General features: G+C 58.1%; 23 protein-coding genes. 13 read left to right on the forward strand and 10 right to left on the reverse strand.

Going from position 1 to position 26,045, the window contains the following annotated elements:
* Nucleotides 1-49: 49 nt before the first annotated feature.
* From A7317_RS27615 to A7317_RS27630, 3 genes are all read right to left on the reverse strand, one after another.
* Nucleotides 50-898, reverse strand: a complete 849-nt coding sequence (locus tag A7317_RS27615; protein WP_024077877.1) for a DUF692 family multinuclear iron-containing protein — start codon at nucleotides 896-898, stop codon at nucleotides 50-52.
* 22 nt (nucleotides 899-920) lie between these two features.
* Nucleotides 921-2,669 (reverse strand): B12-binding domain-containing radical SAM protein, encoded by a 1,749-nt coding sequence (locus A7317_RS30410; protein ID WP_172831363.1) that lies wholly within the window; start codon nucleotides 2,667-2,669, stop codon nucleotides 921-923.
* 1,063 nt (nucleotides 2,670-3,732) lie between these two features.
* On the reverse strand, nucleotides 3,733-4,635 hold the full coding sequence (locus A7317_RS27630; RefSeq protein ID WP_069077213.1) for a LysR family transcriptional regulator: 903 nt from the start codon (nucleotides 4,633-4,635) through the stop codon (nucleotides 3,733-3,735).
* A 107-nt stretch (nucleotides 4,636-4,742) separates the two neighbouring features.
* On the opposite strand from A7317_RS27630, the gene A7317_RS27635 reads away from it, so the two are divergent.
* From A7317_RS27635 to A7317_RS27650, 4 genes are all read left to right on the forward strand, one after another.
* Complete coding sequence (locus tag A7317_RS27635) at nucleotides 4,743-5,984, forward strand: D-amino acid dehydrogenase (protein ID WP_069077214.1); 1,242 nt, start codon at nucleotides 4,743-4,745, stop codon at nucleotides 5,982-5,984.
* A 10-nt stretch (nucleotides 5,985-5,994) separates the two neighbouring features.
* The gene (locus A7317_RS27640; protein WP_069077215.1) at nucleotides 5,995-6,345 is read left to right on the forward strand and encodes a RidA family protein; all 351 of its coding nucleotides are present in this window, start codon (nucleotides 5,995-5,997) and stop codon (nucleotides 6,343-6,345) included.
* Nucleotides 6,346-6,369: 24 nt separating this feature from the next.
* Nucleotides 6,370-7,272 (forward strand): transporter substrate-binding domain-containing protein, encoded by a 903-nt coding sequence (locus tag A7317_RS27645; RefSeq protein ID WP_024077870.1) that lies wholly within the window; start codon nucleotides 6,370-6,372, stop codon nucleotides 7,270-7,272.
* 286 nt (nucleotides 7,273-7,558) lie between these two features.
* Nucleotides 7,559-8,554, forward strand: a complete 996-nt coding sequence (locus tag A7317_RS27650; protein ID WP_069077216.1) for a hydrolase — start codon at nucleotides 7,559-7,561, stop codon at nucleotides 8,552-8,554.
* 67 nt (nucleotides 8,555-8,621) lie between these two features.
* Here the strand turns inward: A7317_RS27650 and A7317_RS27655 are convergent, their stop codons facing one another.
* Complete coding sequence (locus tag A7317_RS27655; protein WP_024077924.1) at nucleotides 8,622-9,476, reverse strand: sulfurtransferase; 855 nt, start codon at nucleotides 9,474-9,476, stop codon at nucleotides 8,622-8,624.
* 32 nt (nucleotides 9,477-9,508) lie between these two features.
* Nucleotides 9,509-10,180 (reverse strand): TetR/AcrR family transcriptional regulator, encoded by a 672-nt coding sequence (locus A7317_RS27660; RefSeq protein ID WP_069077217.1) that lies wholly within the window; start codon nucleotides 10,178-10,180, stop codon nucleotides 9,509-9,511.
* Between the two features lie 146 nt (nucleotides 10,181-10,326).
* Here A7317_RS27660 and A7317_RS27665 point away from each other — a divergent pair, with 146 nt between their 5' ends.
* The 5 genes from A7317_RS27665 to A7317_RS27685 all read left to right on the forward strand — a co-directional run bounded on the left by A7317_RS27665 (nucleotide 10,327) and on the right by A7317_RS27685 (nucleotide 15,137).
* Nucleotides 10,327-11,754: a coniferyl aldehyde dehydrogenase gene (locus A7317_RS27665; protein WP_069077218.1), complete on the forward strand. Its 1,428-nt coding sequence runs from the start codon at nucleotides 10,327-10,329 to the stop codon at nucleotides 11,752-11,754.
* A 28-nt stretch (nucleotides 11,755-11,782) separates the two neighbouring features.
* The gene (locus A7317_RS27670) at nucleotides 11,783-12,328 is read left to right on the forward strand and encodes a twin-arginine translocation pathway signal protein (RefSeq protein ID WP_069077219.1); all 546 of its coding nucleotides are present in this window, start codon (nucleotides 11,783-11,785) and stop codon (nucleotides 12,326-12,328) included.
* Nucleotides 12,329-12,399: 71 nt separating this feature from the next.
* Entirely contained in the window at nucleotides 12,400-13,995 is a 1,596-nt protein-coding gene (locus tag A7317_RS27675; protein WP_069077220.1) for a GMC family oxidoreductase, read from the forward strand.
* A 114-nt stretch (nucleotides 13,996-14,109) separates the two neighbouring features.
* Nucleotides 14,110-14,589 (forward strand): pantetheine-phosphate adenylyltransferase, encoded by a 480-nt coding sequence (coaD, locus tag A7317_RS27680; RefSeq protein ID WP_003176711.1) that lies wholly within the window; start codon nucleotides 14,110-14,112, stop codon nucleotides 14,587-14,589.
* Between the two features lie 296 nt (nucleotides 14,590-14,885).
* A complete protein-coding gene (locus A7317_RS27685; protein ID WP_010564414.1) occupies nucleotides 14,886-15,137 on the forward strand; it encodes a YfhL family 4Fe-4S dicluster ferredoxin in 252 nt (83 codons plus the stop codon).
* A 123-nt stretch (nucleotides 15,138-15,260) separates the two neighbouring features.
* On the opposite strand, the gene mutM is transcribed toward A7317_RS27685, so the two are convergent.
* Both mutM and A7317_RS27695 read right to left on the reverse strand, forming a co-directional pair.
* Nucleotides 15,261-16,073 carry a bifunctional DNA-formamidopyrimidine glycosylase/DNA-(apurinic or apyrimidinic site) lyase gene (mutM, locus tag A7317_RS27690; protein ID WP_024077929.1) on the reverse strand — a complete coding sequence of 271 codons (813 nt, stop codon included), beginning with the start codon at nucleotides 16,071-16,073 and terminating at the stop codon, nucleotides 15,261-15,263.
* Nucleotides 16,074-16,094: 21 nt separating this feature from the next.
* Complete coding sequence (locus A7317_RS27695) at nucleotides 16,095-16,961, reverse strand: HDOD domain-containing protein (RefSeq protein WP_069077221.1); 867 nt, start codon at nucleotides 16,959-16,961, stop codon at nucleotides 16,095-16,097.
* Between the two features lie 133 nt (nucleotides 16,962-17,094).
* Between A7317_RS27695 and A7317_RS27700 the strand changes: the two genes are divergently transcribed.
* Together A7317_RS27700 and A7317_RS27705 are read left to right on the forward strand one after the other, a co-directional pair.
* The gene (locus tag A7317_RS27700; RefSeq protein ID WP_015886370.1) at nucleotides 17,095-18,291 is read left to right on the forward strand and encodes a class I SAM-dependent rRNA methyltransferase; all 1,197 of its coding nucleotides are present in this window, start codon (nucleotides 17,095-17,097) and stop codon (nucleotides 18,289-18,291) included.
* Nucleotides 18,292-18,516: 225 nt separating this feature from the next.
* On the forward strand, nucleotides 18,517-19,677 hold the full coding sequence (locus tag A7317_RS27705; RefSeq protein WP_069077222.1) for an MFS transporter: 1,161 nt from the start codon (nucleotides 18,517-18,519) through the stop codon (nucleotides 19,675-19,677).
* A gap of 124 nt (nucleotides 19,678-19,801) precedes the next feature.
* On the opposite strand, the gene A7317_RS27710 is transcribed toward A7317_RS27705, so the two are convergent.
* Complete coding sequence (locus A7317_RS27710; protein WP_069077223.1) at nucleotides 19,802-20,260, reverse strand: REP-associated tyrosine transposase; 459 nt, start codon at nucleotides 20,258-20,260, stop codon at nucleotides 19,802-19,804.
* Between the two features lie 386 nt (nucleotides 20,261-20,646).
* Here A7317_RS27710 and ilvD point away from each other — a divergent pair, with 386 nt between their 5' ends.
* On the forward strand, nucleotides 20,647-22,488 hold the full coding sequence (gene ilvD, locus A7317_RS27715) for a dihydroxy-acid dehydratase (RefSeq protein ID WP_069077224.1): 1,842 nt from the start codon (nucleotides 20,647-20,649) through the stop codon (nucleotides 22,486-22,488).
* A 189-nt stretch (nucleotides 22,489-22,677) separates the two neighbouring features.
* Here the strand turns inward: ilvD and A7317_RS27720 are convergent, their stop codons facing one another.
* A complete protein-coding gene (locus tag A7317_RS27720; RefSeq protein WP_024077933.1) occupies nucleotides 22,678-23,739 on the reverse strand; it encodes a hypothetical protein in 1,062 nt (353 codons plus the stop codon).
* Nucleotides 23,740-23,980: 241 nt separating this feature from the next.
* Between A7317_RS27720 and A7317_RS27725 the strand changes: the two genes are divergently transcribed.
* Nucleotides 23,981-25,372: an L-cystine transporter gene (locus tag A7317_RS27725; protein ID WP_024077934.1), complete on the forward strand. Its 1,392-nt coding sequence runs from the start codon at nucleotides 23,981-23,983 to the stop codon at nucleotides 25,370-25,372.
* Nucleotides 25,373-25,467: 95 nt separating this feature from the next.
* On the opposite strand, the gene A7317_RS27730 is transcribed toward A7317_RS27725, so the two are convergent.
* Complete coding sequence (locus A7317_RS27730) at nucleotides 25,468-25,980, reverse strand: dihydrofolate reductase (RefSeq protein ID WP_069077225.1); 513 nt, start codon at nucleotides 25,978-25,980, stop codon at nucleotides 25,468-25,470.
* Between the last annotated feature and the right edge of the window lie 65 nt (nucleotides 25,981-26,045).

Raw genomic sequence — 26,045 nt, forward strand, 5'->3', positions numbered from 1 at the left:
TCATATATTTTTGAGAAAAGCATAGTTGTTGAGAGTTTGCAGGTTTCTTTCATTTTTTATTCGCATCCCTAAGCGCATTTTTTATGAGGGATATATTGCTGTTTTCAACTTCTAATGGTGCTCCCTCCATTTCCAATAAGACGTTATGTGTTTTTCGGGTTTTTATTATCGTATTTTTGAAGGTCTCCATGAGTTCATTGTTGAAAGGGTCTGAGTGTTGGTCAAGCCAGACGGGAATACCATTCCATAGCCAAGACTTTACTCCTGAGATGTGTACAGTTTTAATTAGATTCCAGATTTCGTGGGTAGCGCAGGGTAAATCGAACGCTAGGCCTTTAGTTTTGCAGTAGCCCAGATAATGTCCAATATCAAGCGCCATCATGCATTCAGAGCGCCTGCATAGCTCTAGGTAAAATCCCCAAAACTCTATATTTCCAAATTCGCTATAGATTGGCGGGTTTTCTAAGACTATGGGTATTTCGAAGTAGTCATTTATGATTCTGGCATTGTCAGCAGTGGTTTTTAATGTTGTTTTGTTCATGGGTGGATTGGTTTGATGGGCGCCCAAAAAGAGGTTGCCGTTCCTCCATATTCCGATATCTTCCTCTATATAAATGATAGGAAGTGTGGCCAGTGCCTCCTTGAGGCTTTTTAAATCCGCCATGTCAATAACCCCAGAAAAATTGATGTCTACGGGGTGTGCTGACATTGTAAAATCTGCGGATAGGCATGTCTCAACTAACGAATTTTCTATTTTGTCCCATGGGCGTATGCCCAAACTAAAGTGACGAATCGGTGTGTGATGATATATATGGTTGATGTCATTGCGATGCTGAATGAACTGTTTTAGTTTTTCTATGTCGCCGCTAACGCCTATGCGAATTGAACGTTCTTTCATAAAACACCCGTTTGAAGGCTGGTTATAAAGATTTACCTATGAGTTCACCTTTTCTCCCTCCTGAACCAGTTGTCGGTGTTTCTATAATTTTGAGTTTGGGGGAGTTGATTGCATTGTCATTGGCGATAGCTTTATTGATTTTAGTTACATAGTTAATAAAAAAATTCTTACGGTTAATTTCAGTTGTTTTATCTGGGTTGTGACAAAGCCACCATAATACTTGGAATGGCATATGTTTTAAGTGAATATTTAGCAAGGATAAGTAGGCAACTTCGGTAAGTGAAGTGGATGTCCCGACCTTTTCAATGTTTGATGCAATTGCTTGCTCGAGTTGGTTTAGTATGGGTTTTGCAAAGTTGTCTATATAGGCAGTATATATTTTATATACTTCGTGATTTTCAATAAATGCTCTGCTGTTTGGTAGCTGTAACAAGTCAAGCTTTGTACCTATCTTTCTCTCCAAATTTTTTCTTACGGGCGTTTCTGGATACAACATCATAATGTTGAAGTAGTGATCTAAGGATTCGTGTTCGGTCAGTCCGGATTTAACCAAGAATACTAAGTTCTCAATGATTTCTCTTTTTTGTTGGTCGTGATAAAACATTATAAAGTCAAGGCCGACATCTATTCTGTTGTTTTGTAGGGCTCTTACGGCATCAATATTGTTTTGTACAGTGACCTTTTTGTTCATGTAGTCTAGTTGGGACTGTGAGCCGGACTCGACTCCCATCTCGACAAGCCTTAATCCCTGCCTTACTAATTTTGGTAGTTCGGATTGCAATTTTAGAAGATAGCCTACGGTGGAGGAACTGCTCCATGTGACTCGACCTTCGAATAAGTTGTACAGTTTTTCTGAGAACTCCAGCACTCTATCTTTTCGAACAAAAAAATTCGCATCCATCATGTATATGTGTTCGAACGAGTACTGTGTATAGGCTTCTGCCATCCAGTTAACAAGCGTCGTGGCGTCGATGGCCCGCCATTTTGGACCCTCCTTGTCTGCTGCGACAATAGCGCAAAAGGAACATGCTAATGGGCAGCCTCGACTGCTCGTCAATGCTATGGCTTTTCTCTTTTTAGCATCATTTCTATCTGTGAAATAAAGGTTTTGTAAGCGTTCTGAGGAGTATTCAAGGAGTGGGTTCTCCCAGTCTGCTGTGGGAAGCTGTATTTTTTCTATATAGGACTCTTTAAGCTTTCCAGATGCGGTAAGCCACACTGCGTTTGGTACTTTATTGAAGTGATTTTTATATATGTATTTTTTTCTTTGTTTTTTTGATTTTGTTTTAAGTGAGGTCTGCGTATTAACTTTATTAAATAGTACTATAAGTCTGGCAGTTGAATGCTCGCCCTCGCCACGTAACGCTAACTCAAAAGTCCCTTTGGCCGCACGCAGGAAATCTTCCGCTGCTAGACTTATATGAGGGCCTCCACAGAAAATGAATGTTCCGGGCAAGGCATTTTTTATTGTGCTTCCCCACGTGATTGCTGCTTGCACATGACTGCTATATATTGAGATCCCAACAAGGTGTGGAGCCCAGTTGATTAAATCGGATAGCTCGTTAATATCTGATGTGTATAGATCGGAGTAGTCAAAGATTTTACAAGTTGCATGCTTGGCATTTTTTTTTACATACGCTGAGATATTCTGCAGGCCAAGCGGCATTACTTTTTGTGGGCCTTCGCCGTAGGGTAAAGCTACTAATGCGAGCCGACAGAGCTCGACAGGCTCACTCGTGCGAGTCGCTGAAAAGTAGGGAGCTTTTTTCATAAGAACTCCTCGCTTCATTGGCGTTAGCCAGGTTAAAAAAATCTGGATAGCGCTCCGCTATGAGCGCAGATTTTTCGTCAGACTCTAGTGCTTCAATAAACTTTCTTTTCGATATTTTCAGAAGGTGCGTCCCGTTGTGAAAAAAGCAATACCCTAGCTCCGTTAGGCAAATTACTTCGGGCTTCGTTTTTATTCTCATACGATGTTTTTCCATCCACTCCCAATGATTGGGCACCGGCTTTACAGTGCCCAATTAGTTAGTGCTTCATTAGAATTCGGGAGCCGTTTTTCCAGCAACCATGTCGTAACTTCCATCTGATACCGGGGTTAAGGTCTCGACATCAGAGGCCAGTTCATCCAGGTAGTCATCGTCGTTTTCATCTTTCATATATTACCCCTTCTTATTTTTGGTTTCTGTTTACTACACAAAAGAGCAGTGGTGTTTAATTTATGAATGGAGATGGCTGTAAGAATAACCAGTCGGATTAATTAAGTGTCTTGTATGCCAGCAAGAAGCTTGGTGGCTCTTATATAAAAGCCCCTAATATTCTGTGAGTCAAATAAAAAATGAAATTTCAGAAACTTCCTAGGATTTTTGTTTTTTTTGTAAGAATGGTCCCACTTTGAAAGATAACTCCTACGTACATGTAGGAAGGGGAGGTTATGCAAATGTAGTCGATTATTTTTGAGTCCCGGAATTTGTTTTATTTTTTTTGCTTGCAAAAAATGAATTAATTGCTGGGTCGTTATAGCAAAGCTCTATTAGCCAAGTTTTAAGAATTTTTAAACCGTTACGTCATGCGGATATTTTTGTGTTGCTCTCTCATGACTCGCCTGTCGAATGTGAGGTTTATCCAGACTGGCGAGCGGCATGTACTCGACAGTTCGCCAGCCGCACCAGCAAATTCGAGTCCTACTTCTTGGACTGTAAAAAGCCCAATCCGATCGGCTTCTGCAACCGATACCCAGGTTCCAATTCATGTACTAAGTAAGTGCTTTAACAGCCAATGAGACATATAGATGGAGGAGGGCTTGTCCCTCCCACATTGGGTCTTCAGTGCGCTTACAAGCGTTCCAGTAGTTCCCGGGCGCGGTTGCCGAAGATATCCAGCAGGTTGGCCAACATATGCGGCGGCGGTTCATCGGCACGGGTCAGGGCGTACAGAGTGATCGGCAGCGGCGGTGTGAGTGTGCGGATGCAGGTGGTGGCCGTTGAGGCGCCCAACGCCGTGAACGGATCGATCACGGTCAGGCCGGCGCCCGATTCGACCATGGCGCGGGCCAGGGAATAGGTTTGCACCGAGATGGTCACGCGCGGTGGCGGCTCGACGTTTTCCAGGTAGCTGTCGAGTTTGGCCGCCAACGGGTCGGCGCTGGACAGACCAATCAGCGGTGCCCCCGCCAGGTCAGCCAGTGGCAAGGGGGTGTGCATTTGTGCGTCGGGCCAATAGCCCTTTGAGGCCATTGCCACCAACACACCGTTGGCCAGCACCTGTGTGGTCAACCCTGGATGCCCGGAGAAATTGAGGGTCAGCGCCAGGTCGATCTCGCGCATCAACAGTTTCTGCACCAGCTCGCGACTATGGTCGCTGGACAGCTCGCAGGCGATGTCCGGGTATTCGCGTTTCCATTCCAGAATCGCCGGTGGCAGCAGCGACAGCGCCAACGCCGGAATAGCCCCGATCCGCACGCTTTGCTCAGGTGCACGGCGCAAACTCTTGGCCAGGCGTCGCACGCCTTGCAGGCTCTCGGTGACTTTCTCGACTTCGCGTTCCAGCGCCAGGGCTTCAGGTGTTGGCTGCAATTTACCGCGCACCCGCAGAAACAGCGGGAAGCCCAACTGTAATTCGGCGTGTTGCAATACTTTGGTCACCGCCGGTTGCGAGACGTGCAGCAACTGCGCAGCAGCGCTGACGGAGCCGGTCTGGCGGATGGCCTGGAAGATTTCGATATGACGCAAGCGCATGGCAGGTCCATAACCTTTGTTTATAGGTGACCCATCTTTATTCATTGTCGGTGGCCTGTCACCTGCCCCTAGGCTGGGCCTCTCTTAATCAACGGTCGGGGGCTGGCATGGCCAAGCAGGTTTGCATCATCGGCGGCGGGGTCATCGGCTTGGCGAGCGCCTATGCGCTGGTGCGCGCCGGCCATGAGGTGACAGTGATCGACGCACGCGACGCCTTGGGTCGCGAGACGAGTTTCGCCAATGGCGGGCAATTGTCCTACCGCTATGTTGCGCCGCTGGCGGATGCCGGGGTGCCGCTGCAAGCGATTGGCTGGCTGCTGCGGGGGGATTCGCCGTTGAAGCTGCGCCCGCGCCTGGACCCCCAGCAATGGCGCTGGATGGCGGCGTTCCTGCGTGCTTGCCGTGGCTCGGTGAACAAGCGCAATGCGGCCCACCTGCTGCGCCTGGCTTCCCTGAGCCAGGACACCTTGCAGCAATGGCGCGAGGATGATCGCCTGGAGGGCTTCAGCTGGCGTCGCAACGGCAAGCTGGTGACGTTTCGTCATGCCGGCAGTTTCGAGCATGCGCGCGGCAAGGTCGCCGATATCCTGCAACAGCAGGTGCTGTCGGCCGCGGATTGCGCGCGCGTGGAACCGGCGCTGGCCGAGGGCGATTTTGTCGGCGGTATCTACACACCGAATGAGGAAGTGGCCGATTGTCATGCCTTCTGCCAGCGCCTGGCGGCGCGGCTTGATGCGTCGGGGCGGTGCCGCTTTTTGTTGGGCCGCAAGGTCACCGCGATTCGCCATGCCGGCGGCGTGGTGCAGGCCATCGAGGTGGGCGATGAGGTGATGCCGGTGGAGCACCTAGTGCTGGCCGCCGGGCATCGCAGCGCTGAACTGGGCTTGCCAGGGTTGTCGCTGCCCCTTTATCCGCTGAAGGGCTACAGCCTTAGCGTGCCGATTGGCGCGCAGCACCAGGCGCCGAAGGTGAGCATCACTGACTACGACCGCAAGATGGTCTACGCGCGTATTGGCGAGCAACTGCGGGTGGCGGCCATGGTGGATATCGTCGGCTTCGACGCCGGCCTTGAGCCCAAGCGCCTGGCGCTGATGAAGCGCCAGGCGCTCGAGACATTTCCTATGGCCGGCGACTATGCCCAGGCGATTGAATGGGCCGGCATGCGCCCGGCCACGCCAACCGGCGTGCCGCTGATTGGCGCCAGTGCCTACCGCAACCTGTGGCTGAACCTGGGCCACGGCGCCCTCGGCTTTACCCTGGCATGCGGCAGCGGCCAATTGCTGGCCGAGCTGATCGACCAACACCTTCCTTCCATTGATATGCAGGGCCTGGCGCCCCGCGCCGCTTGAGGATGCACCGATGACCATCAACCGAATCAGCAGCAATGAGCGTCTCTCGGGTGCCGTGACCTACAAGGACCTGGTATTCCTCTCCGGCCAGGTGCCGGGAGACGCCCAGGATGTGGCGGGCCAGACCCGCCAGGTGCTGGCCAAGATCGATGCGCTGCTGGCTGAAGCAGGCAGCGACAAGGATCATCTGCTCAACGCGACCATCTACCTGAAGGATATCGCGCAAGGGTTTGCGCCGATGAACACGGAGTGGTCCGCGTGGCTTTCGCCAGGCATGGCGCCTACCCGGACCACCCTGCAAGCGGAACTGGCACGCCCTGACGTGCTGGTGGAAATCAGCGTGATTGCAGTACGTCAGTAACTCAAAGACCAACGGAGCATAACAATGAGAACAATCCTGTTGACCGGTTGCACCCTGGGGCTTTTGTTCGGCGCACAGGTTCAGGCGAACGAACCGGCGCTGGGCGGCACGCTGAGCAAGATCGCCAGCGCCAAGTCCATCACCCTGGGGTACCGTGACGCCTCGGTGCCGTTTTCCTATGTGGGTGACCACAGCGGCAAACCCATGGGCTATTCGGTGGACCTGGCGAGCAAGATCGTCGAGCGCGTGCAGCAGAAAACCGGGGTTGCCGACCTCAATGTGAAGTACAACCTGGTGACCTCCCAGACCCGTATCCCGCTGGTACAGAACGGCACCGTCGACCTGGAATGCGGCTCCACCGGGGTGACCGCCGAGCGGCAGAAGCAGGTGGCGTTTTCCTATGGGTTTATCTATGTGAAGGGCCAATTGCTGACCGCCAAGGACAGCGGCATCAACGGTTTTGACGACCTCAAGGGCAAGAACGTAGTCACCACCGCCGGCACCACCAATGAGCGCTTTCTCAAGAGCTACAACGCCGAGCACAAGAGCAATATGTTCGTGATCAGCGCCAAGGACCATGGCGAGGCGTTCAAGATGCTCGAGACCGGCCGCGCAGTGGCGTTCTATATGGACGACGCATTGCTTTATGGCGAGCGGGCCAAGGCCAAGGACCCGCACAACTGGGTCGTGGTAGGCAAAGAGCAATCGCGGGAAATCTACAGCTGCATGGTGCGCAAGGATGATCCGCAGTTTCTCGCGGTGGTCAACGAAACGCTGGGGGACTTGTACCGCTCGGGGGAGATCAATGGGATTTACCAGCGCTGGTTTGAACAGCCGATTCCGCCCAAGGGCTTGAACCTGGAGTTTCCGATGACCAGTGAACTGAAGGCGATCATTGCCAAGCCGGTCAGCGATCCGGTGGAGTGATCACCGCATCCAAATGTGGGAGGGGGCAAGCCCTAATGCCGTTCAGTTAAGCGTACATCGCCTTTTGTAGGAGCGAGCTTGCTCGCGAAAAACGTCAACGATAACGCGTGTCTCCTGAATGAACGCGGCGCCTGTGAGTTTTTCGCGAGCAAGCTCGCTCCTACAAAACGCGGCGCCTGTGAGTTCTTCGCGAGCAAGCTCGCTCCTACAAAAAAGCCTTAACTGAACGGCATTAGGGCAAGCCCGTTCGCCACAGACAGTGAGTTAGCTCAAAACCGAGAGTTTCATGACACCGTCCTCCGACCTGTTCACCCCCGCCTTCGGCCTCGGCAACCCTCACCTGCAAACCCTGTGGGGGCCGCTGTGGCGCCCTACCACCCACATCGAACGCCAGCGCGAACGGCTATGGCTGGAAGATGGCGACTTTCTCGACCTCGACTGGCACGGCCCGCACGACGCGCAAGCACCGTTGGTACTGGTGCTGCACGGGCTCACCGGCTCATCCAACTCGCCTTACGTGGCCGGCCTGCAAAAAGCCCTCGCCGTACAAGGCTGGGCCAGCGCAGCCCTGAACTGGCGCGGCTGCTCGGGCGAGCCGAACCTGTTGGCGCGCAGCTATCACTCCGGGGCCAGTGAAGACCTGGCAGCCACGATTACCCACCTGCGCACCAAACGACCATTGGCACCGCTGTATGCAGTGGGTTATTCGCTGGGCGGTAATGTGCTGCTCAAGCATTTGGGCGAAACCGGCGACGCTTCGGGGCTGCAAGGCGCAGCAGCGGTGTCGGTGCCGTTTCGCCTGGACCAGTGCGCAGATCGCATCGGGCTGGGCTTTTCGCGGATCTATCAAAAGCACTTCATGCGCGAAATGCTCGCGTATATCCGCGCCAAACAAAGCCGCTTTTTACAGGATGGTCGTGCGGACGGGCTGAAAACCCTGGAAGCCCTCGGTTCACTGGAGAAGATGCGCACGTTCTGGGACTTCGATGGCCGGGTGACCGCGCCGCTGCATGGTTTCTTGAGTGCCGAGGACTATTACCGGCGCGCGTCGAGCCGCTACTACCTGGGCGCTATCCGCACACCGACGTTGATTATCCAAGCTGCCGACGACCCGTTCGTATTCGCCCACAGCTTGCCCGAAGCCAGCGAGCTGTCGGCATGCACCGAGTTTGAGCTGACGACCAAAGGTGGGCACGTGGGCTTCGTCGACGGCTCACTGAAACGCCCCAGCTACTACCTGGAGCGGCGCATCCCCCAATGGCTACTGGCCCAACACGGTTGAAGTAAAACCGTAGACATCGTTTACATCTGAAACCGGGGACATCGTTTACACATTTGAGGCAGGGAACTCAGTCACCCGTAGCGATTGCCCGCGCGGGATCGGTAATCCACTCGCTCCACGACCCCGCATACAACTTGCCCAACGGGTAACCCGCCAGGCTCAGGGCGAACAGGTTGTGGCACGCCGTCACGCCCGAGCCGCAGTAAGCCACCAGATCTTCGGGCGAGCGGCCCTGCAACTGCGCGGCGAAGCGTTGCTTGAGTTGGTCGGCCGGCAGGAAACGCCCATCACTGCCCAGGTTTTCGCTAAACGCTGCACATTGAGCACCGGGGATATGCCCGGCAATCGGGTCAATAGGCTCAACTTCACCGCGAAAACGTGCTTGGGCACGGGCATCGATCAAGGTCAGGCCGGGCTGGCCCAGGCGTTTTTGCAGCTGTTCGGCGTCCAGCAGCAGGTGATTGTCCGGCGCCCCCACAAAGGTGCCAGGCGCAATTACCGGCGCATCCAGGCTCAACGGGAAACCCGCGGAGTGCCAGGCCTTGAGGCCACCGTCCAGGATAAACACGCCGTCACGCTTGCCCAGCCAGGCCAACAGCCACCAGGCGCGAGCGGCATAGGCGCCGGGGCCGTCGTCATAAAGCACCACGTCGGTGTCGGCATTGATGCCCCAGGCCTGGAGCTGTTCGACGAATCTTTTCGCCTCTGGCAAGGGATGACGCCCGGTCACCCCCTTGGTCACCGGCCCGCTCAAATGGCGCTCCAGGTCAGCATATTGCGCGCCTTCGATATGCCCTTCGGCGTAGCTGCAACGCCCGTAATCCGGGTCTTCCAGGGCAAAACGGCAATCCAGGATCACCAGCCCCGCCGACTTTTGGCGCTCGGCTAATTGCTGGGGGCTGATCAATTGGGCAAGTGGCATGACGGACTCCTACAAATACAGGTGGGAAAGGTCTACTTCACTTCTTCCAGTGCCTGGTTCAACGGCACGTAAAACTCTTTGAACAATGCATCCACCGCCTCTTTGGCCTGGGGCGTGACAAACCCCGCCTCCAGCACCAGCACCTGGTACACACCGCGCTTGATTGCCTCGGCGCTCAAATGCGTGGAATTTTCGTTGGTGGTGCACAAGAAACGCACCCAAGAGGTGAGGATGATCCAGGCATTGAGGGTCAGGGCTTCGGTCTGCACCGGGTTCATATTAAGGATGCCGGCGTCGACAAACCCCTGGTAGATGGCGCCGCCCTGGATCAGGCAACGCTGGGAAAACCGCCGGTAGCCGGTGGCCAGTTCCGGGTCGCTTTCCAGCAAGTGTTCAAGGTCGCGATGCAAGAAGCGGTAGCGCCACATCCCGGCCAATACGGCCTGCAGGTAGAAACGCTTATCCTCCACGACCATTGCACGCCCCTGGGGCGGGCGCAGGAAGCTGTCGACCAACGCTTCATATTCGCGAAACAGCACGGCGATGATCGCTTGCTTGTTGGGGAAGTGGTAGTACAGGTTGCCAGGCGAAATTTCCATATGGGCGGCGATATGGTTGGTGCTGACACTACGCTCGCCCTGCTGGTTAAAAAGCTCCAGGCTGGTTTGCACAATGCGCTCGCTGGTCTTTACTCGTGGTGCCATAGGGGATCAGCTTCTGTACACGTGATCGGGCATCTTACGGCCTATCCTGATTGGGATAAATCCGGATGTTACTGCAATGTTATTTGACAATTTAGAGTAATGACTCTAAAAATCCAGGCAGACCTATAACAATCGGGAACTGCGCCATGTCTGCCAACGTTGCCTACCTCCAGGATTCCCAGGCACTGGACCAACTCCAGGGTTTGTTCGATGCCCAGCGTCGCGCCTATGCGGCCAACCCGATGCCGCCGGCCGCGCAACGCCAGCAATGGCTCAAGGCCCTGCGCGAGTTGCTCAGCGACGAACGTCAGGCGCTGATCAACGCGATCAGCCAGGACTTCAGCCACCGCAGCGCAGACGAAACCCTGTTCGCCGAGCTGATGCCCAGCCTGCATGGCATTCACTACGCCAGTAAACACCTCAAGGGCTGGATGAAACCTTCCCGCCGCGCTGTAGGTATAGCCTTCCAACCCGCGTCAGCCAAAGTTATCTACCAACCGCTGGGCGTGGTCGGGGTGATTGTGCCCTGGAACTACCCGCTGTACCTGGCCATCGGCCCGCTGGTCGGCGCCCTGGCGGCCGGTAACCGGGTAATGCTCAAGCTGAGCGAGTCCACCCCCGCTACCGGCGCGCTGCTCAAGACCCTGCTGGCGAAAATCTTCCCTGAAGACCTGGTGTGTGTGGTGCTGGGCGAGGCCGACGTGGGCATGGCGTTTTCCAGGCTGCGCTTCGACCACCTGCTGTTCACGGGTGCCACCAGCATTGGCAAGCATGTGATGCGCGCCGCAGCCGAACACCTCACGCCGGTGACGCTGGAGCTGGGCGGCAAGTCGCCGGCCATCGTCTCGGCGGATGTGCCGCTCAAGGACGCCGCCGAACGTATCGCGTTCGGCAAGGCCCTGAATGCCGGGCAAACCTGTGTGGCACCGGACTACGTGCTGGTTCCGGAAGATCGCGTCGAGGGTTTTGTCGAGGCTTACAGCCAGGCGATTCGCGGGTTTTATCCGACCTTGGCCGACAACCCGGACTACACCGCCATCATCAACGAACGGCAATTGGCCCGGCTGAATGCTTACGTAAAGGACGCCACCGACAAGGGGGCCACCCTGATCCCGCTGTACGAGCAGAACCAGGCACGGCGCATGACCCACAGCCTGCTGTTGAATGTCAGTGACGACATGACCGTGATGCAGGATGAAATCTTCGGCCCTGTGCTACCGATCGTGCCTTATCGCGGCCTCGACCAGGCGTTTGCCTACATCAACCAACGCCCTCGCCCACTTGCCCTGTATTACTTCGGCTACAACAAGCGCGAACAGAACCGCGTGCTCCACGAAACCCACTCCGGTGGCGTGTGCCTGAACGACACCCTGCTGCACGTCGCCCAGGACGACATGCCCTTTGGCGGGATCGGCCCTTCAGGCATGGGCCATTACCATGGCCATGAAGGTTTTCTCACGTTCAGCAAGGCCAAGGGGGTACTGGTGAAACAGCGCCTCAATGCGGCAAAGCTGATCTACCCGCCCTACGGCAAATCGATCCAGAAGTTGATCCAGAAGCTGTTCGTTCGCTGATACCGCCACCCTCGGGATAACAATAACAATGAACCCTAGCCTGACTGATTCACCCGCGCTGTCGCGGCGCGGCGTCTTGAAAATCGGCCTGTGCGCCAGTGCCTTCCTGGCCACCGCCGGGCTGGGCGCCAGCCTCAGCGGCTGCTCCAGCAGCACCCCGGCCAACGGCTTCGCCATGCTGCGCGCCAGTGATTTGCCATTTCTGCGCGCGGTGATCCCGGTCCTGCTGGAAGGCGTGGCCAGCGCCCAGGAAGTAGCCAACGGGATTGAAGACACGCTGAAAAAGCTCGACTACAGCCTGCAACACCTGTCGCCGGAGATGTTCAAGCTGACCGAGCAGTTGTTCGACGTGCTCGGCATGGGCATCACCCGTGGCCCACTGACCGGCATCTGGGGCAGTTGGGAAAACGCCAGCAGCGAGCAAATCCGCAACTTTCTGCACCGCTGGGAAAACAGCTACCTGAACCTGCTGCGCATGGGCCAGGGCTCGCTGCTCAAGCTGGTGATCATGGCCTGGTACTTCCGACCGGCGTCCTGGGCACATTGCGGTTACCCCGGGCCACCGAAGATCTAGCCGTGTTCTCCGGCGCCCACATTGACGGCAACGTCCTAGCCTTTAACGCATAAAAACAAGAGTGCCCCTCTATGCCCGTACCCGATTTGTTTCGCGACGGCCTGGCCCGTGGCTGGAAAACCCACAACGGCGCCGCCCTGGACAACGACCTGACCCTGGACGCCGACGTCGCAATCATCGGCAGCGGTGCCGGCGGCGGCACCACCGCTGAGATCCTCAGCGCCGCCGGCTACAAAGTGCTGCTGATCGAAGAAGGCCCGCTCAAGACCAGCAGCGATTTCAAGCTGCTCGAAGATGAGGCTTACGCCAGCCTGTACCAAGAGGGCATCGGTCGCATGAGTAAGGATGGCGCCATTACCATCCTGCAAGGCCGGGCAGTGGGCGGCACGACGTTGATCAACTGGACCTCGAGTTTTCGCACCCCGGACGCCACCCTCGCCCACTGGGCCAGCGAATACGCGGTCAGGGGCCACAGCAGTGCCGAGATGGCGCCGTGGTTCGAAAAGATGGAGCAGCGCCTGGGCATCGCACCCTGGGCCATGCCGCCCAACGCCAATAACGATGTGATCCGCAAAGGTTGCGAGAAGCTCGGCTACAGCTGGCATGTGATCCCGCGCAACGTGCGCGGCTGTTTCAACCTGGGGTATTGCGGCATGGGCTGCCCGGTCAATGCCAAGCAGTCGATGCTGGTGACCACCATTCCCTCCACCCTGGAGAAAGGTGGTGAACTGCTCTACCTGGCCCGCGCCGAGCGCCTGAGATACAGCGGCGACACGATCAGCAGCCTGGAATGCGTGGCCATGGACGAACGCTGCGTGGCCCCCACCGGGCGCAAGATCACGGTCAAGGCCAAGCATTACGTACTCGCGGGTGGCGGCATCAATAGTCCGGCACTGCTGATGCGCTCGAACGCCCCTGACCCGCATTCACGGCTGGGCAAGCGTACGTTCTTGCACTTGGTGAATTTCTCCGCGGGGCTGTTCGATGAGGTGATCAACCCCTTCTACGGTGCGCCACAGTCGATCTATTCCGACCACTTCCAATGGCAGGACGGCACCACCGGCAAAATGTCCTACAAACTGGAAGCACCGCCGCTGCACCCGGCGCTGGCCAGCACCCTGCTCGGCGGCTACGGCACCCAGAACGCCCTGGACATGAGCCAATTGCCCCACACTCACGCCATGCTCGCCTTGCTGCGCGACGGTTTCCATCCCGATAGCCCCGGTGGCAGCGTGGAATTGCGCGGTGACGGTACGCCGGTGCTCGACTATCAGGTGTCGGACTACGCCTGGGACGGCCTGCGCCGCGCCTTCCACAGCATGGCCGAGATCCAGTTCGCGGCAGGTGCCAAGTCGGTCAAGCCGCTGCATCACGATGCGCAGTACGTGAAGACCCTGGCCGAAGCCCGTAGCCTGATCGACGGCCTTAACCTGGAATTGCACCGCACCTGCCTGGGCAGCGCCCATGTGATGGGCGGTTGCGCCATGGGCGAAGACCCGAAAAATGCCGTGGCCGACAGCCTCGGTCGCCATCACCAGCTGCGCAATCTGTCGATCCACGATGGCTCGCTGTTCCCCACGAGCATTGGCGCCAACCCGCAGTTGTCGGTGTATGGATTGACCGCGCAACTGGCGTCGGCATTGGCCGAACGTCTGAAAACAGCATGAAAAAAGCCGGTATTCGGGGTGTCTATAGTGCTTTCTTCTGCATAAGTTGACTTGGCCGACCGGGATGGCTGCGATACCATCCGGTTCCCCAACGGACTCCGCCAGGACGACGCGATGAACCGAGTGTTGTACCCAGGTACCTTCGACCCGATTACCAAAGGCCATGGCGATCTGGTCGAACGTGCCTCACGCTTGTTCGACCACGTGATCATCGCGGTCGCGGCCAGCCCCAAGAAAAACCCGCTGTTTCCCCTGGAACAGCGCGTGGAGCTGGCGCGTGAGGTCACCAAGCACCTGCCTAACGTTGAAGTGGTGGGCTTCTCGACGTTGCTGGCGCACTTCGCCAAGGAGCAGAACGCCAATGTGTTCCTGCGCGGCTTGCGTGCGGTGTCGGACTTCGAATACGAATTCCAGCTGGCCAACATGAATCGCCAACTGGCGCCGGACGTGGAAAGCCTGTTCCTCACGCCGTCGGAACGTTATTCGTTCATTTCCTCGACGCTGGTCCGTGAAATCGCCGCATTGGGCGGGGATATCACCAAGTTCGTCCACCCGGCCGTGGCGGACGCACTGACGCTGCGCTTCAAGAAGTAATGCTCTTATTGGCAAGCCGGGTTTGACTGTGGCGAGCGGGCTTGCCCCGCGTTGGGCTGCGCAGCGGCCCTAAAACCAGGCGACCAGATTCTGCCTGAAACTACGCAGTGCCTTTATTGGGGCCGCTACGCAGCCCAACGCGGGGCAAGCCCGCTCGCCACAGCAACAAAGTAGTCTTCTACACGACATGCCGGACGGCCACAGGTCATGTGCACTCGCACTGCGGGCGCCAATGCGGCACAATTGCGCGCATTCGTTTTCAGATGCCTTGGCTGACAGCCCTGGCAGGAGTTTCCATGTCCCTGATCATCACCGACGATTGCATCAACTGCGACGTCTGCGAACCTGAGTGCCCGAACGCTGCGATTTCACAAGGCGAAGAGATCTACGTGATCGACCCCAACCTGTGCACCCAGTGCGTCGGCCACTACGACGAACCCCAGTGCCAGCAGGTGTGCCCGGTGGATTGCATTCCGCTGGATGAGGCACACCCCGAGACTGAAGCGCAGTTGATGGAGAAGTACCGGAAGATTACCGGTAAGGCTTGAGCTTCTTTAGTGCCTGTCAGGACCTCATCGGGGCAAGCCCCCTCCCACACTTTGATTTGTGAATACCCTCAAAATGTGGGAGGGGGCTTGCCCCCGATAGCGATATCAGCCTTTACACCGCAATCAACTCTGGCACTTGGGGCAAAACACACTCGCCCGTTGCCCCAGCACCACGTTGCGCAATTCGCTCCCACAGACCTTGCACGCCTCGCCACCCCGGCCGTAGACGAACAATTCCTGCTGGAAATACCCCGGCTGCCCGTCACCGCCGATAAAGTCGCGCAACGTGGTGCCGCCACGCTCGATCGCCGCCGCCAGAATGCGCTTGATCTCGATCGCCAGCTTCAAATAACGCCCGCGTGAAATGCCGCCGGCGGCGCGACGCGGATCAATCCCCGCCGCAAACAACGCCTCAGTCGCATAGATATTGCCCACGCCGACCACCACCGCGTTGTCCATGATGAACGGTTTCACCGCCATCGACTTGCCGCGAGACAGTTGAAACAAACGCTCACCGTCGAACAGCTCGGTCAACGGCTCCGGCCCCAGGCGCAGCAGCAGTTCGTGGTTATGCGGGTCCTGGCTCCAGAGCATTGCGCCGAAACGCCGAGGGTCGGTGTAACGCAGGGCCAGGCCGGATTCAAGCTCGATGTCCACATGCTCATGCTTGGCCGCCGGCATGCCGACCTCCACCAGGCGCAGGTTACCGGACATGCCCAGGTGGCTGATCAAGGTGCCCACTTCGGCGTTGATCAACAGGTACTTGGCCCGTCGTTCCACCAGCACGATACGCTGCCCGGACAGGCGCACATCCAGGTCTTCCGGGATCGGCCAGCGCAGGCGCCGTTCGCGCACCACGACGCGGCTGACCCGCTGGCCTTCCAGGTGCGGCGCGATCCCGCGCCGGGTGGTTTCGACTTCAGGTAACTCGGGCATGTGGACCTCTTGAAGGGGGGATCAGTGCGCGCCCAGCTCGCGGATCGACAGCTTCATGCTTTCGAAGTCGTAGTCCGACAGGCCCACGTAGTCCAGCACCAGGTGGCCAATGGCGTTCCACTCATGGTCCTCCGCCTGGTTGCCCAACACGCGGTAGGACGAGCAGATGTGCTCGGCCATTTTCAGGATCGCCAGCAGGTTTTTCAGCTGCGGATTGCGCGACGACTCATCGCTGAAGATCGCCAGGGCATTGTGGTGGTTGGCGATGGCATCGGTCACATGCTCCGGCAGGCGCCAGGACTTGGCCGTGTAGTAGCCGACCACGGCGTGGTTGGTGTTGAACGCATTGTTCTCGGTGTCGACTACCCGGCAATCGGCGCCAGCGTTGGCGTAGGCCTCTTCGAGCACCGCCATGTAGTCGGGGAAGCGCTTGAGCATCAACGGCACGCCGCAGTCGTGGAACAGGCCCAAGGCATAAGCCTCGTCGACTGCCTGGGAACCGGTGCGCTTGGCCAGGGTCAGGCAGGTCATCGCCACATCCTGGGCGGTGTCCCAGAAACGGTTGAGCGTAACGATGGTGTCGTCGCTCATCTCGCCTTTGATCGACAATGCGTTGATCAGGTTGATGATCGAACGGCTCCCCAACAGGTTAACCGCGCGCTGGATCGAAGCGATCTTGTTGCTCAAGCCGTAATACGACGAGTTGACGACCTTCAACAGCGCACCGGAAAGGCCTGGATCCTGGGAAATCAGCCGCGCAATCACTTCCAGGTCCGGATCGGGCATGTACTGCTCCATCTGCAAATCCACCATGATTTGCGGCTGAGGCGGTACGCTGATGCCTTGCAAGGCCTGTTGGATCTGTTCGGCGGAAAGCTCTGGGGACATAAGTGCATACTCTGGGCTAGGCGGAGATTCTAACCCTTATCCACGGCGCGCCGACACCTTCCCGCACATCCGGCAGCCCGGCCATTTCCTACACAACACGGTATACTCCCGCTCTTTTTTCCGGAGCGACGTCATGTCCCTGCCAAGCCTGCGTCTCAAAGCCAACGCCGATCGTCGTTTGCGCAACGGCCACCTGTGGGTCTACAGCAACGAAATCGACGTGGCCGCCACACCTCTTCACGGCTTCCAGGCAGGCGACCAGGCCATCCTGGAAGCGGCCGGCGGCAAGACCCTGGGCATCGTGGCCATGAGCCCGAACAACCTGATCTGCGCACGCCTGCTGTCGCGTGACATCAAGTTGCCCCTGGACAAATCGCTGCTGGTGCACCGCCTCAACGTCGCCCTGTCCCTGCGCGACCGCCTGTTCGACAAGCCGTTCTACCGCCTGGTCTACGGCGATTCCGACCTGCTGCCGGGCCTGGTGGTCGACCGTTTCGGCGACATCCTGGTGGTACAGATCGCCTCGGCGACCATGGAAGCCCATAAAGAAGACGTGATCGCCGCCTTGACCCAAGTGCTCAAGCCCAGCGGCATCCTGTTCAAGAACGACTCCGCCGCGCGCGATGCCGAAGGCCTCAACCGCTACGTCGAGACCGTATTCGGCCTGGTGCCGGAGTGGGTGGCACTGGAAGAAAACGGCGTGAAATTCGAAGCCCCGGTGATCCAGGGCCAAAAAACCGGCTGGTTCTACGACCACCGCATGAACCGCGCGCGCCTGGCGCCGTATGCCAAAGGCAAACGTGTACTCGACCTGTACAGCTACATCGGTGGCTGGGGCGTGCAAGCGGCAGCCTTCGGCGCCAGTGAAGTATTCTGCGTCGACGCCTCGGCCTTCGCCCTCGACGGCGTCGAGCGCAACGCCGCGCTGAACGGTGTCGCCGAGAAAATGACCTGCATCGAAGGCGACGTCTTCGAAGCCCTGAAGGAACTCAAAGCCAGCGAAGAACGCTTCGACGTGATCGTCGCCGACCCGCCGGCCTTCATCAAACGCAAGAAAGACATGAAAAACGGCGAAGGCGCCTACCGCCGCCTCAACGAGCAAGCCATGCGCCTGCTCAGCAAGGACGGCATCCTGGTCAGCGCCTCGTGCTCGATGCACCTGCCCGAAGACGACCTGCAAAACATCCTGCTGACCAGCGCCCGCCACCTGGACCGTAACATCCAGATGCTCGAACGCGGCGGCCAGGGCCCGGATCACCCGGTGCATCCGGCGATTGTCGAGACGCGCTATATCAAGAGCATTACGTGCCGGTTGTTGCCCAATAGCTAAATACCGAAACCGTCCCCCTGTAGGAGCGAGCTTGCTCGCGAAGACCCCATAGACGACGCGGGCTACCTGATAGCGCTGCGTCATCGTTGACGCTTTTCGCGAGCAAGCTCGCTCCTACAGGGGCGGCGTACACCAATACAGGACGCTTCGCACAATAGATTTGATTGAATTCCATTTTTCGCAGACTAGTATCGGTTTCTGGTTTTACTCCGGAAAACAAAAACAATGTCTGGGCCCACCCTCTCCCGCTTTATCCTCATCACCTGCATTTCACTGATCAGCTTCTTCCCTATCAACATCCTACTGCCCTCTTTCCCCGCGCTGGCAACCCGGTTTGACACGCCCAGCGCAGACATCGCGCTGTCCATCAGCCTGTTCACCCTGGTCTTTTCCATCTCTCAACTGGTCACCGGTCCGCTTTCGGATAAATGGGGGCGCAAGAACGTGCTGCTCGGCTGCATCACGTTGTCGATTGTCGGAGCAATAGGCTGCGCACTGGCGTCGAATTACCTGACCTTCCTGCTGTTTCGCGCGGTGCAGGCCATGGGCTGTGGATTCTTTGTATTGGGCCATGCACTGGTGGAAGACCTGTTCGACGAACAGGACCGAGTCCGGGTGCGCCTCTATTACATGACCCTGAGCGGCTCGTTTGTCGCCTTGTCACCGCTGATCGGCTCCTGGCTGCAAACCACCTTCGACTGGCAAGGGAGCTTCTATGCGTTCGTACTCATGGCATTGGGCATGTTTCTCCATGCGTTTTGCATCCTGCCTTCCAAGGCTGCCAGCCCTCACAGCGCGCCCGTCTCGATCCCAGGCACGCTCAAGGCGGTCGCGGCCAATCGCGACTTCCTGCGCTACTGGTGGATCGCCGCCCTGGTGTTTGCCTGCTACTTCGCCTTGATCAGCGTGACACCGCTGATTTTCATGGATGCGCTGAAGCTTTCCGAATATCAGTACGCGCTGGTGCTGATGGTGTACGGCGCGGCTTATCTCCTCGGCGGAGTGGCAGCCTCGTACCTGCAAAAACTTATCGCGCTGTCCCGGCAAATCAATATCGGTCTTGGGTTGTTGCTGGTCGCGGGTGTGCTGCTGGCGCTGATTATCATCTTTGAAGCCATTACCACAGTGACCCTGCTCATTCCGATGATGATCAGCGCACTGGCGGTCACCCTGATTCGTCCCGCCGCAATTTCGGCGGCGATGCTGTTGTTTTCAAGCAGCGCGGGCACAGCAGCATCAGCAGGAAATAGCATCATGTTCTTCACCGCCGCCGTCAGCAGCGCAGCGCTTGCGCAAACCGGCAGTCATTTGCTGATGACGATTGCCGTGAGCTTTATCATCTTCAGCCTGTGGGGTTGGCTGACCAATGCGCGGGTCGGACACTGACACTGTCCCCCTGTAGGAGCGAGCTCGCTCGCGAAAAACTCATAGACGACTCGGGCCATCTGATAGCGCTGCGTCATCGTTGACGTTTTTCGCGAGCAAGCTCGCTCCTACAGGGGAGAAGAGGTCACAACCAGATGGCGTCCCATAGCGGGTACTGGCCGATATGCTCGACTAGCCCTGCACGCAAGGGATTGGCCACGATATAGCGGGCCATTGCTTTCAGATCTTCCTCCCGACGCAGTGCGCGGTCGAAGTAACCTTTTTGCCATAGGGTCCCGAACGAACACCTGGCCTGGTTGATGGCACGGGCACTTCGCGACTTGGTTATTCGCATCAGCCTTGGCAAGTCGCCGTTATGCAACTCGACCAGCCAATGGAAATGGTCAGGCATGACCACCCAGGCCAGCGAAGTCGCCTCACCCTTGTCCTGAGCCGCCCTGAATTCACTGACAAGCAACCGACCGACGCGCCAGTCCTGAAAGACCCATTGCCGTTGATGGGTAACCGCAGTGATCAGGTAAATTCGGCCTGACTCCGAATAGCGCCCGGTACGCAGCCGATGTGCATGTTGCTGGGTGGACATTCCTTCGTCCTCTTCTGTGAATGGAGGAGAAACGGTAGGCGTAGCGGCGTCGACTGACCTTTTAAACAGTGGTTCTGAATATGTCCGGTACCTGTAGGAGCGAGCTCGCTCGCGAAAAACTCATAGACGACTCGGGCCATCTGATAGCGCTGCGTTATCGTTGACGTTTTTCGCGAGCAAGCTCCCTCCTACAGGAAGACGGTGTAGAATCGGCCCTATTCATCGCCAGTCATCCCCCGGCGGGTTTATGAGCTCAAGGCCAATGCGCACGGCGATCCCGTCACGTTTGCGGCAACTTCCGGACACCAGTGCCATTTTTCGGGTGTTCCAGACGTCAATAGAAGCTCACTCCCCTTTGATACCGATTAGCCGCCCGGAGTGCTCCAATGCCTGATTACCGCTCGAAAACATCCACCCACGGTCGCAACATGGCCGGCGCCCGCGCACTGTGGCGTGCCACTGGGATGAAAGATGACGACTTCAAGAAGCCGATCATCGCGATTGCCAACTCGTTCACCCAGTTCGTACCGGGTCACGTGCACCTCAAGGACCTGGGCCAGCTGGTCGCCCGCGAGATCGAACGCGCTGGCGGCGTGGCCAAGGAATTCAACACCATCGCCGTGGACGACGGCATCGCCATGGGCCATGACGGCATGCTGTACTCGCTGCCGAGCCGCGAGATCATCGCCGATTCCGTCGAGTACATGGTCAACGCCCACTGCGCCGACGCCATCGTCTGCATCTCGAACTGCGACAAGATCACCCCCGGCATGCTGATGGCCGCCCTGCGCCTGAATGTGCCGGTGATCTTCGTCTCCGGCGGCCCGATGGAAGCCGGCAAGACCAAGCTGGCCTCCCACGGCCTCGACCTGGTCGACGCCATGGTCATCGCCGCCGATTCCAGCGCTTCTGACGAGAAGGTCGCGGAATACGAGCGCAGCGCCTGCCCGACCTGCGGTTCGTGCTCCGGCATGTTCACCGCCAACTCGATGAACTGCCTGGTGGAAGCCCTGGGCCTGGCCTTGCCGGGCAACGGTTCGACACTGGCCACCCACAGCGACCGCGAGCAACTGTTCCTGCAGGCCGGCCGCACCATCGTCGAGCTGTGCAAGCGTTACTACGGCGAGAACGATGAGTCGGTATTGCCGCGCAATATCGCCAACTTCAAGGCGTTCGAAAACGCCATGACCCTGGACATCGCCATGGGCGGTTCCACCAACACCATCCTGCACTTGCTGGCCGCGGCCCAGGAAGCCGAGATCGATTTCGACCTGCGCGACATCGACCGCCTGTCCCGCCGCGTGCCGCAACTGTGCAAGGTCGCGCCGAACATCCAGAAGTACCACATGGAAGACGTGCACCGCGCCGGCGGGATCTTCTCCATCCTGGGCTCCCTGGCCCGTGGCGGCCTGCTGCACACCGACCTGCCGACCGTACACAGCAAGTCCCTCGCCGAAGGCATCGCCAAGTGGGACATCACCCTCACGGACGACGAAGCCGTGCACACCTTCTTCAAGGCCGGCCCGGCGGGTATCCCGACCCAGACCGCGTTCAGCCAGTCGACCCGCTGGGACACCCTCGACGACGACCGTGAAAACGGCTGCATCCGCAGCGTCGAGCACGCCTACTCGAAAGAGGGCGGCCTGGCCGTGCTGTACGGCAACATCGCCCTGGACGGCTGCGTGGTGAAAACCGCCGGCGTGGATGAGTCGATCCACGTGTTCGAAGGCAACGCCAAGATCTTCGAAAGCCAGGACAGCGCGGTACGCGGCATCCTCGCCGACGAAGTCAAGGAAGGCGACATCGTGATCATCCGCTACGAAGGCCCGAAAGGCGGCCCGGGTATGCAGGAGATGCTCTACCCGACGTCCTACCTGAAATCCAAGGGCCTGGGCAAAGCCTGTGCCCTGCTGACCGACGGCCGCTTCTCCGGCGGCACCTCGGGCCTGTCCATCGGCCACGCTTCGCCAGAAGCCGCTGCTGGCGGCGCGATCGGCCTGGTGCAGGATGGCGACAAGGTGCTGATCGACATTCCAAACCGTTCGATCAACCTGTTGATCAGCGACGAAGAACTGGCTGCGCGCCGGGTCGAGCAGGACAAGAAAGGCTGGAAACCGGTGGAGAAGCGTCCTCGCAAAGTCACCACGGCGCTGAAAGCCTATGCCCTGCTGGCCACCAGTGCCGACAAGGGCGCGGTGCGTAACAAGGCGATGCTCGACGGCCTGTAAGCCTCGCGCATAAAAATGCCCCGCCAAGTGCGGGGCATTTTTTTTGCCTGGAACAACTCTTCAAAACACTGAAGATCAACCGTGGGAGGGGGCTTGCCCCGATGGCAGCGTGTCAGTAGATACATCCACAGCTGACCCACCGCTATCGGGGGCAAGCCCCCTCCCACATTTTTGACCGCATTCGGCCCGTTACTGGATTTCGTCAGGCTTGACGATCACCCAGTTCTTGTCCGCCGTCACCGGCAACCCTTCCTTGGCCTGCGCTGCCGCGTGCTTGGCGATCATGCCGTTGAGCTGGGTCATGTACTTGTCCTTGCGGTTGACCCACAGATGGATGCCGCCCTTGGCCACGTCCACATCGTGGAACAGCATGTAGCCGTCGCTGGTCGGGGTATCGCCACCGACGATCACCGGTTTTTTCCATTCGTCGATGTAGGTCAGGATCGCGGCATGTTTGCCGGCCATCCAGGTGGCGGGGGTCCACAGGTACGGGGTCAGTTCCAGGCCGAGGTTGGCTTTCTCGTCATATTTACCGGCGCTGATCTGCTTGCGCGCCGTGGTCAGCTCGCCGGTCTTGCGGTCCTTGAGCAAGGTGGTCACGCCGATGACGTTCTCGGGCTTGACGTTATAGCCGTACTTCGGATCGGCGGCGACCATGCGCACCAGCTCTTCCGAGGCAGCGGTCATCACGTACACCTCGATGCCGTTTTCCATCAGTTTGTTGTACAGCTCGGCCTGGCCGGTGAAGACTTTCGGCGGCTGTACTTCGGAGTTCTTCACCACGTCGCCTTCGAAGTAGCTGACCGGTACCGGCTTGCCGGAGGCCATCAACTCATCGACCTGAACCTTGAGCTCCTTGAGGGTAAAACCTGCAAACACTTGGGCGACCCACGGGTAGCAGACCATGTCGTCCACTTCGCAGAGGCGATAGTAGTAACTGAACAGGCTTTCCTTATGGTCGGCGGTGTCTTTGAACGGGATGAGCTTGAGCGACGGATCGAGCGTGTCGCGGGTGATCAGGCCCTTGTTTTCCATGTAGGGCAGCAGGGACTCTTCGAGGTCGTAGCGATAGCTGGTGTTGTCCATGTCGAACACCGCAAAGTTACCTTTGTTGGCATTGGCGGCGATCATTTCGTCCAGTTGCTTGGCGGCGGGTGCCGGCCAGTGCTTCAACTCGGTGGCGGCGAACGCCTGGCTGGCGAGGCCTAGGCAGAATGCGGCGGATACCAGTAGTTTCGGTACGAGCTTCATAGGCGTTGTCTCCCTGAGTGAAAGACATCGACGCTAACAAATCTCTGTGACAGTTACCGCCCGAGCACGACCGCCTCCATCGCGATTGCGCCAATGGCATGTGCCTGAGCGTCAAACGCTTATTCCAAAAACGACAGACGCCATTCCATATCGGTATTAAATCATTATATTTCAAGCTGTTAGGCTTCCCGGTTCGCAATCGCAGGCTCACGCGATTGGCTGCCTTCTCAACGGAGCTTCAATGAATCTGCCCCTGATTCTCAACTTACTGGTGTTCGTGGCCTTGCTATTGGGCCTGGCACAAACCCGTCGCACCCACTGGAGCCTCGCCAAGAAGGTTCTGTTCGCCCTGGTACTGGGCGTGGCGTTCGGTGTGGCCCTGCACGCCATTTATGGCGCCGGCAACCCGGTGCTCAAGGCCTCCATCGGCTGGTTCGACCTGGTCGGCAATGGTTATGTGCAGTTGCTGCAGATGATCGTGATCCCGCTGGTGTTCGCCTCGATCCTCAGTGCCGTGGCGCGCCTGCATAACGCCGCGTCCCTGGGCAAGATCAGCTTCCTGACCATCGGCACGCTGCTGTTCACCACGGCGATTGCAGCCCTGATCGGCATCGGCCTGACCAACCTGTTCGGCCTCACCGCCGAAGGCCTGGTGGCCGGCACCCAGGAAATGGCGCGCCTGCAAGTCATCCAGAGCGATTACGCGGGCAAGGTCGCCGACCTGAATATCCCGCAGTTGCTGCTCTCATTCGTGCCGGCCAACCCGTTCGCCGACCTGGCGCGGGCCAAGCCGACGTCGATCATCAGTGTGGTGATCTTCGCCGCATTCCTAGGGGTTGCCGCGCTGCAACTGCTCAAGGATGACGTGGAGAAAGGCCAGAAAGTGCTCAACGCCATCGACACCCTGCAAGCCTGGGTGATGCGCCTGGTGCGCCTGGTGATGAAGCTGACGCCCTACGGTGTATTGGCGCTGATGACCAAGGTGGTCGCCAGCTCCAACCTGCAAGACATCATCAAGCTCGGCAGTTTTGTCGTGGTCTCGTACCTGGCCCTGGGGCTGATGTTCGTGGTGCATGGCCTGCTGCTGTCGCTGGCCGGGATCAACCCGCTGCGCTTCTTCCGCAAGGTGTGGCCGGTGCTGACCTTTGCCTTTACCAGCCGCTCCAGCGCGGCGGCGATCCCGCTGAGCATCGAAGCGCAGACCCGTCGCCTGGGGATCCCGCACTCCATCGCCGGTTTCGCCGCCTCGTTCGGCGCCACCATCGGCCAGAACGGCTGCGCCGGCCTGTACCCTGCCATGTTGGCGGTGATGGTCGCGCCGACCGTGGGCATCAACCCGCTGGACCCGCTGTGGATCGCGACCCTGGTGGCCATTGTGACCTTAAGCTCGGCCGGTGTGGCGGGCGTGGGTGGCGGTGCGACATTCGCCGCACTGATCGTATTGCCAGCCATGGGCTTGCCGGTGTCACTGGTGGCGCTGCTGATTTCCGTGGAGCCGCTGATCGACATGGGCCGCACGGCGTTGAACGTGAATGGTTCGATGACAGCGGGGGCGATTACCAGCCAGATCATGCAGCAGACGGATAAAGCGTTGTTGGATGCCGATGAGCATGCCGAATTAGCGCAGGCCTGATAGGCCGCTATCGGGGGCAAGCCCCCTCCCACATTCGACCGCATTCTCATGTTGGAACTCGATCAACTGTGGGAGGGGGCTTGCCCCCGATGCTTTTAGACTTTTTCCCAGACTTCGAAGGTGTAAGCCGGCTTATCACCTTCGGCTGGGTTCGGCAGATTGGAAACCAACGTCCACTGGTTCGTATCAAAATCCGGAAACCACGCATCCCCATCCGGGCTCAACGCCACCCGCGTCAAATACAGGCGATCCGCCTGCGCCAGCCCCTGCTCATACAGCTGCGCGCCGCCGATCAGCATCAGCTCATCCACGCCCTGCTCCAGCGCCCAGGCCTCAGCCCGCGCCACGGCGGCATCGAGTGACGGAAAAACTTCCGCACCTTCAAGCGCCAGATCGGTCTGACGACTGACCACAATGTTCAAGCGCCCCGGCAGCGGTCGGCCCAGGGAATCCCAGGTCTTGCGCCCCATGATGATCGGCTTGCCCAGGGTGGTGGCCTTGAAATATTTGAAATCCCCCGGCAAATGCCAGGGCATGCTGTTGTCGACGCCGATCACACGGTTTTCACCGAGGGCTGCGATCAGGCTTAAAGGGAGAGTTTTTTTCATGGCGACGAGAATACCAGAGCAGCACGCCGCGTACCCCAACCAGGTGCACAGCGGTTATGCTCCAG

The sequence above is a fragment of the Pseudomonas fluorescens genome, assembly GCF_001708445.1.
GTDB classification, from domain to species: Bacteria; Pseudomonadota; Gammaproteobacteria; order Pseudomonadales; family Pseudomonadaceae; genus Aquipseudomonas; species Aquipseudomonas gorinensis.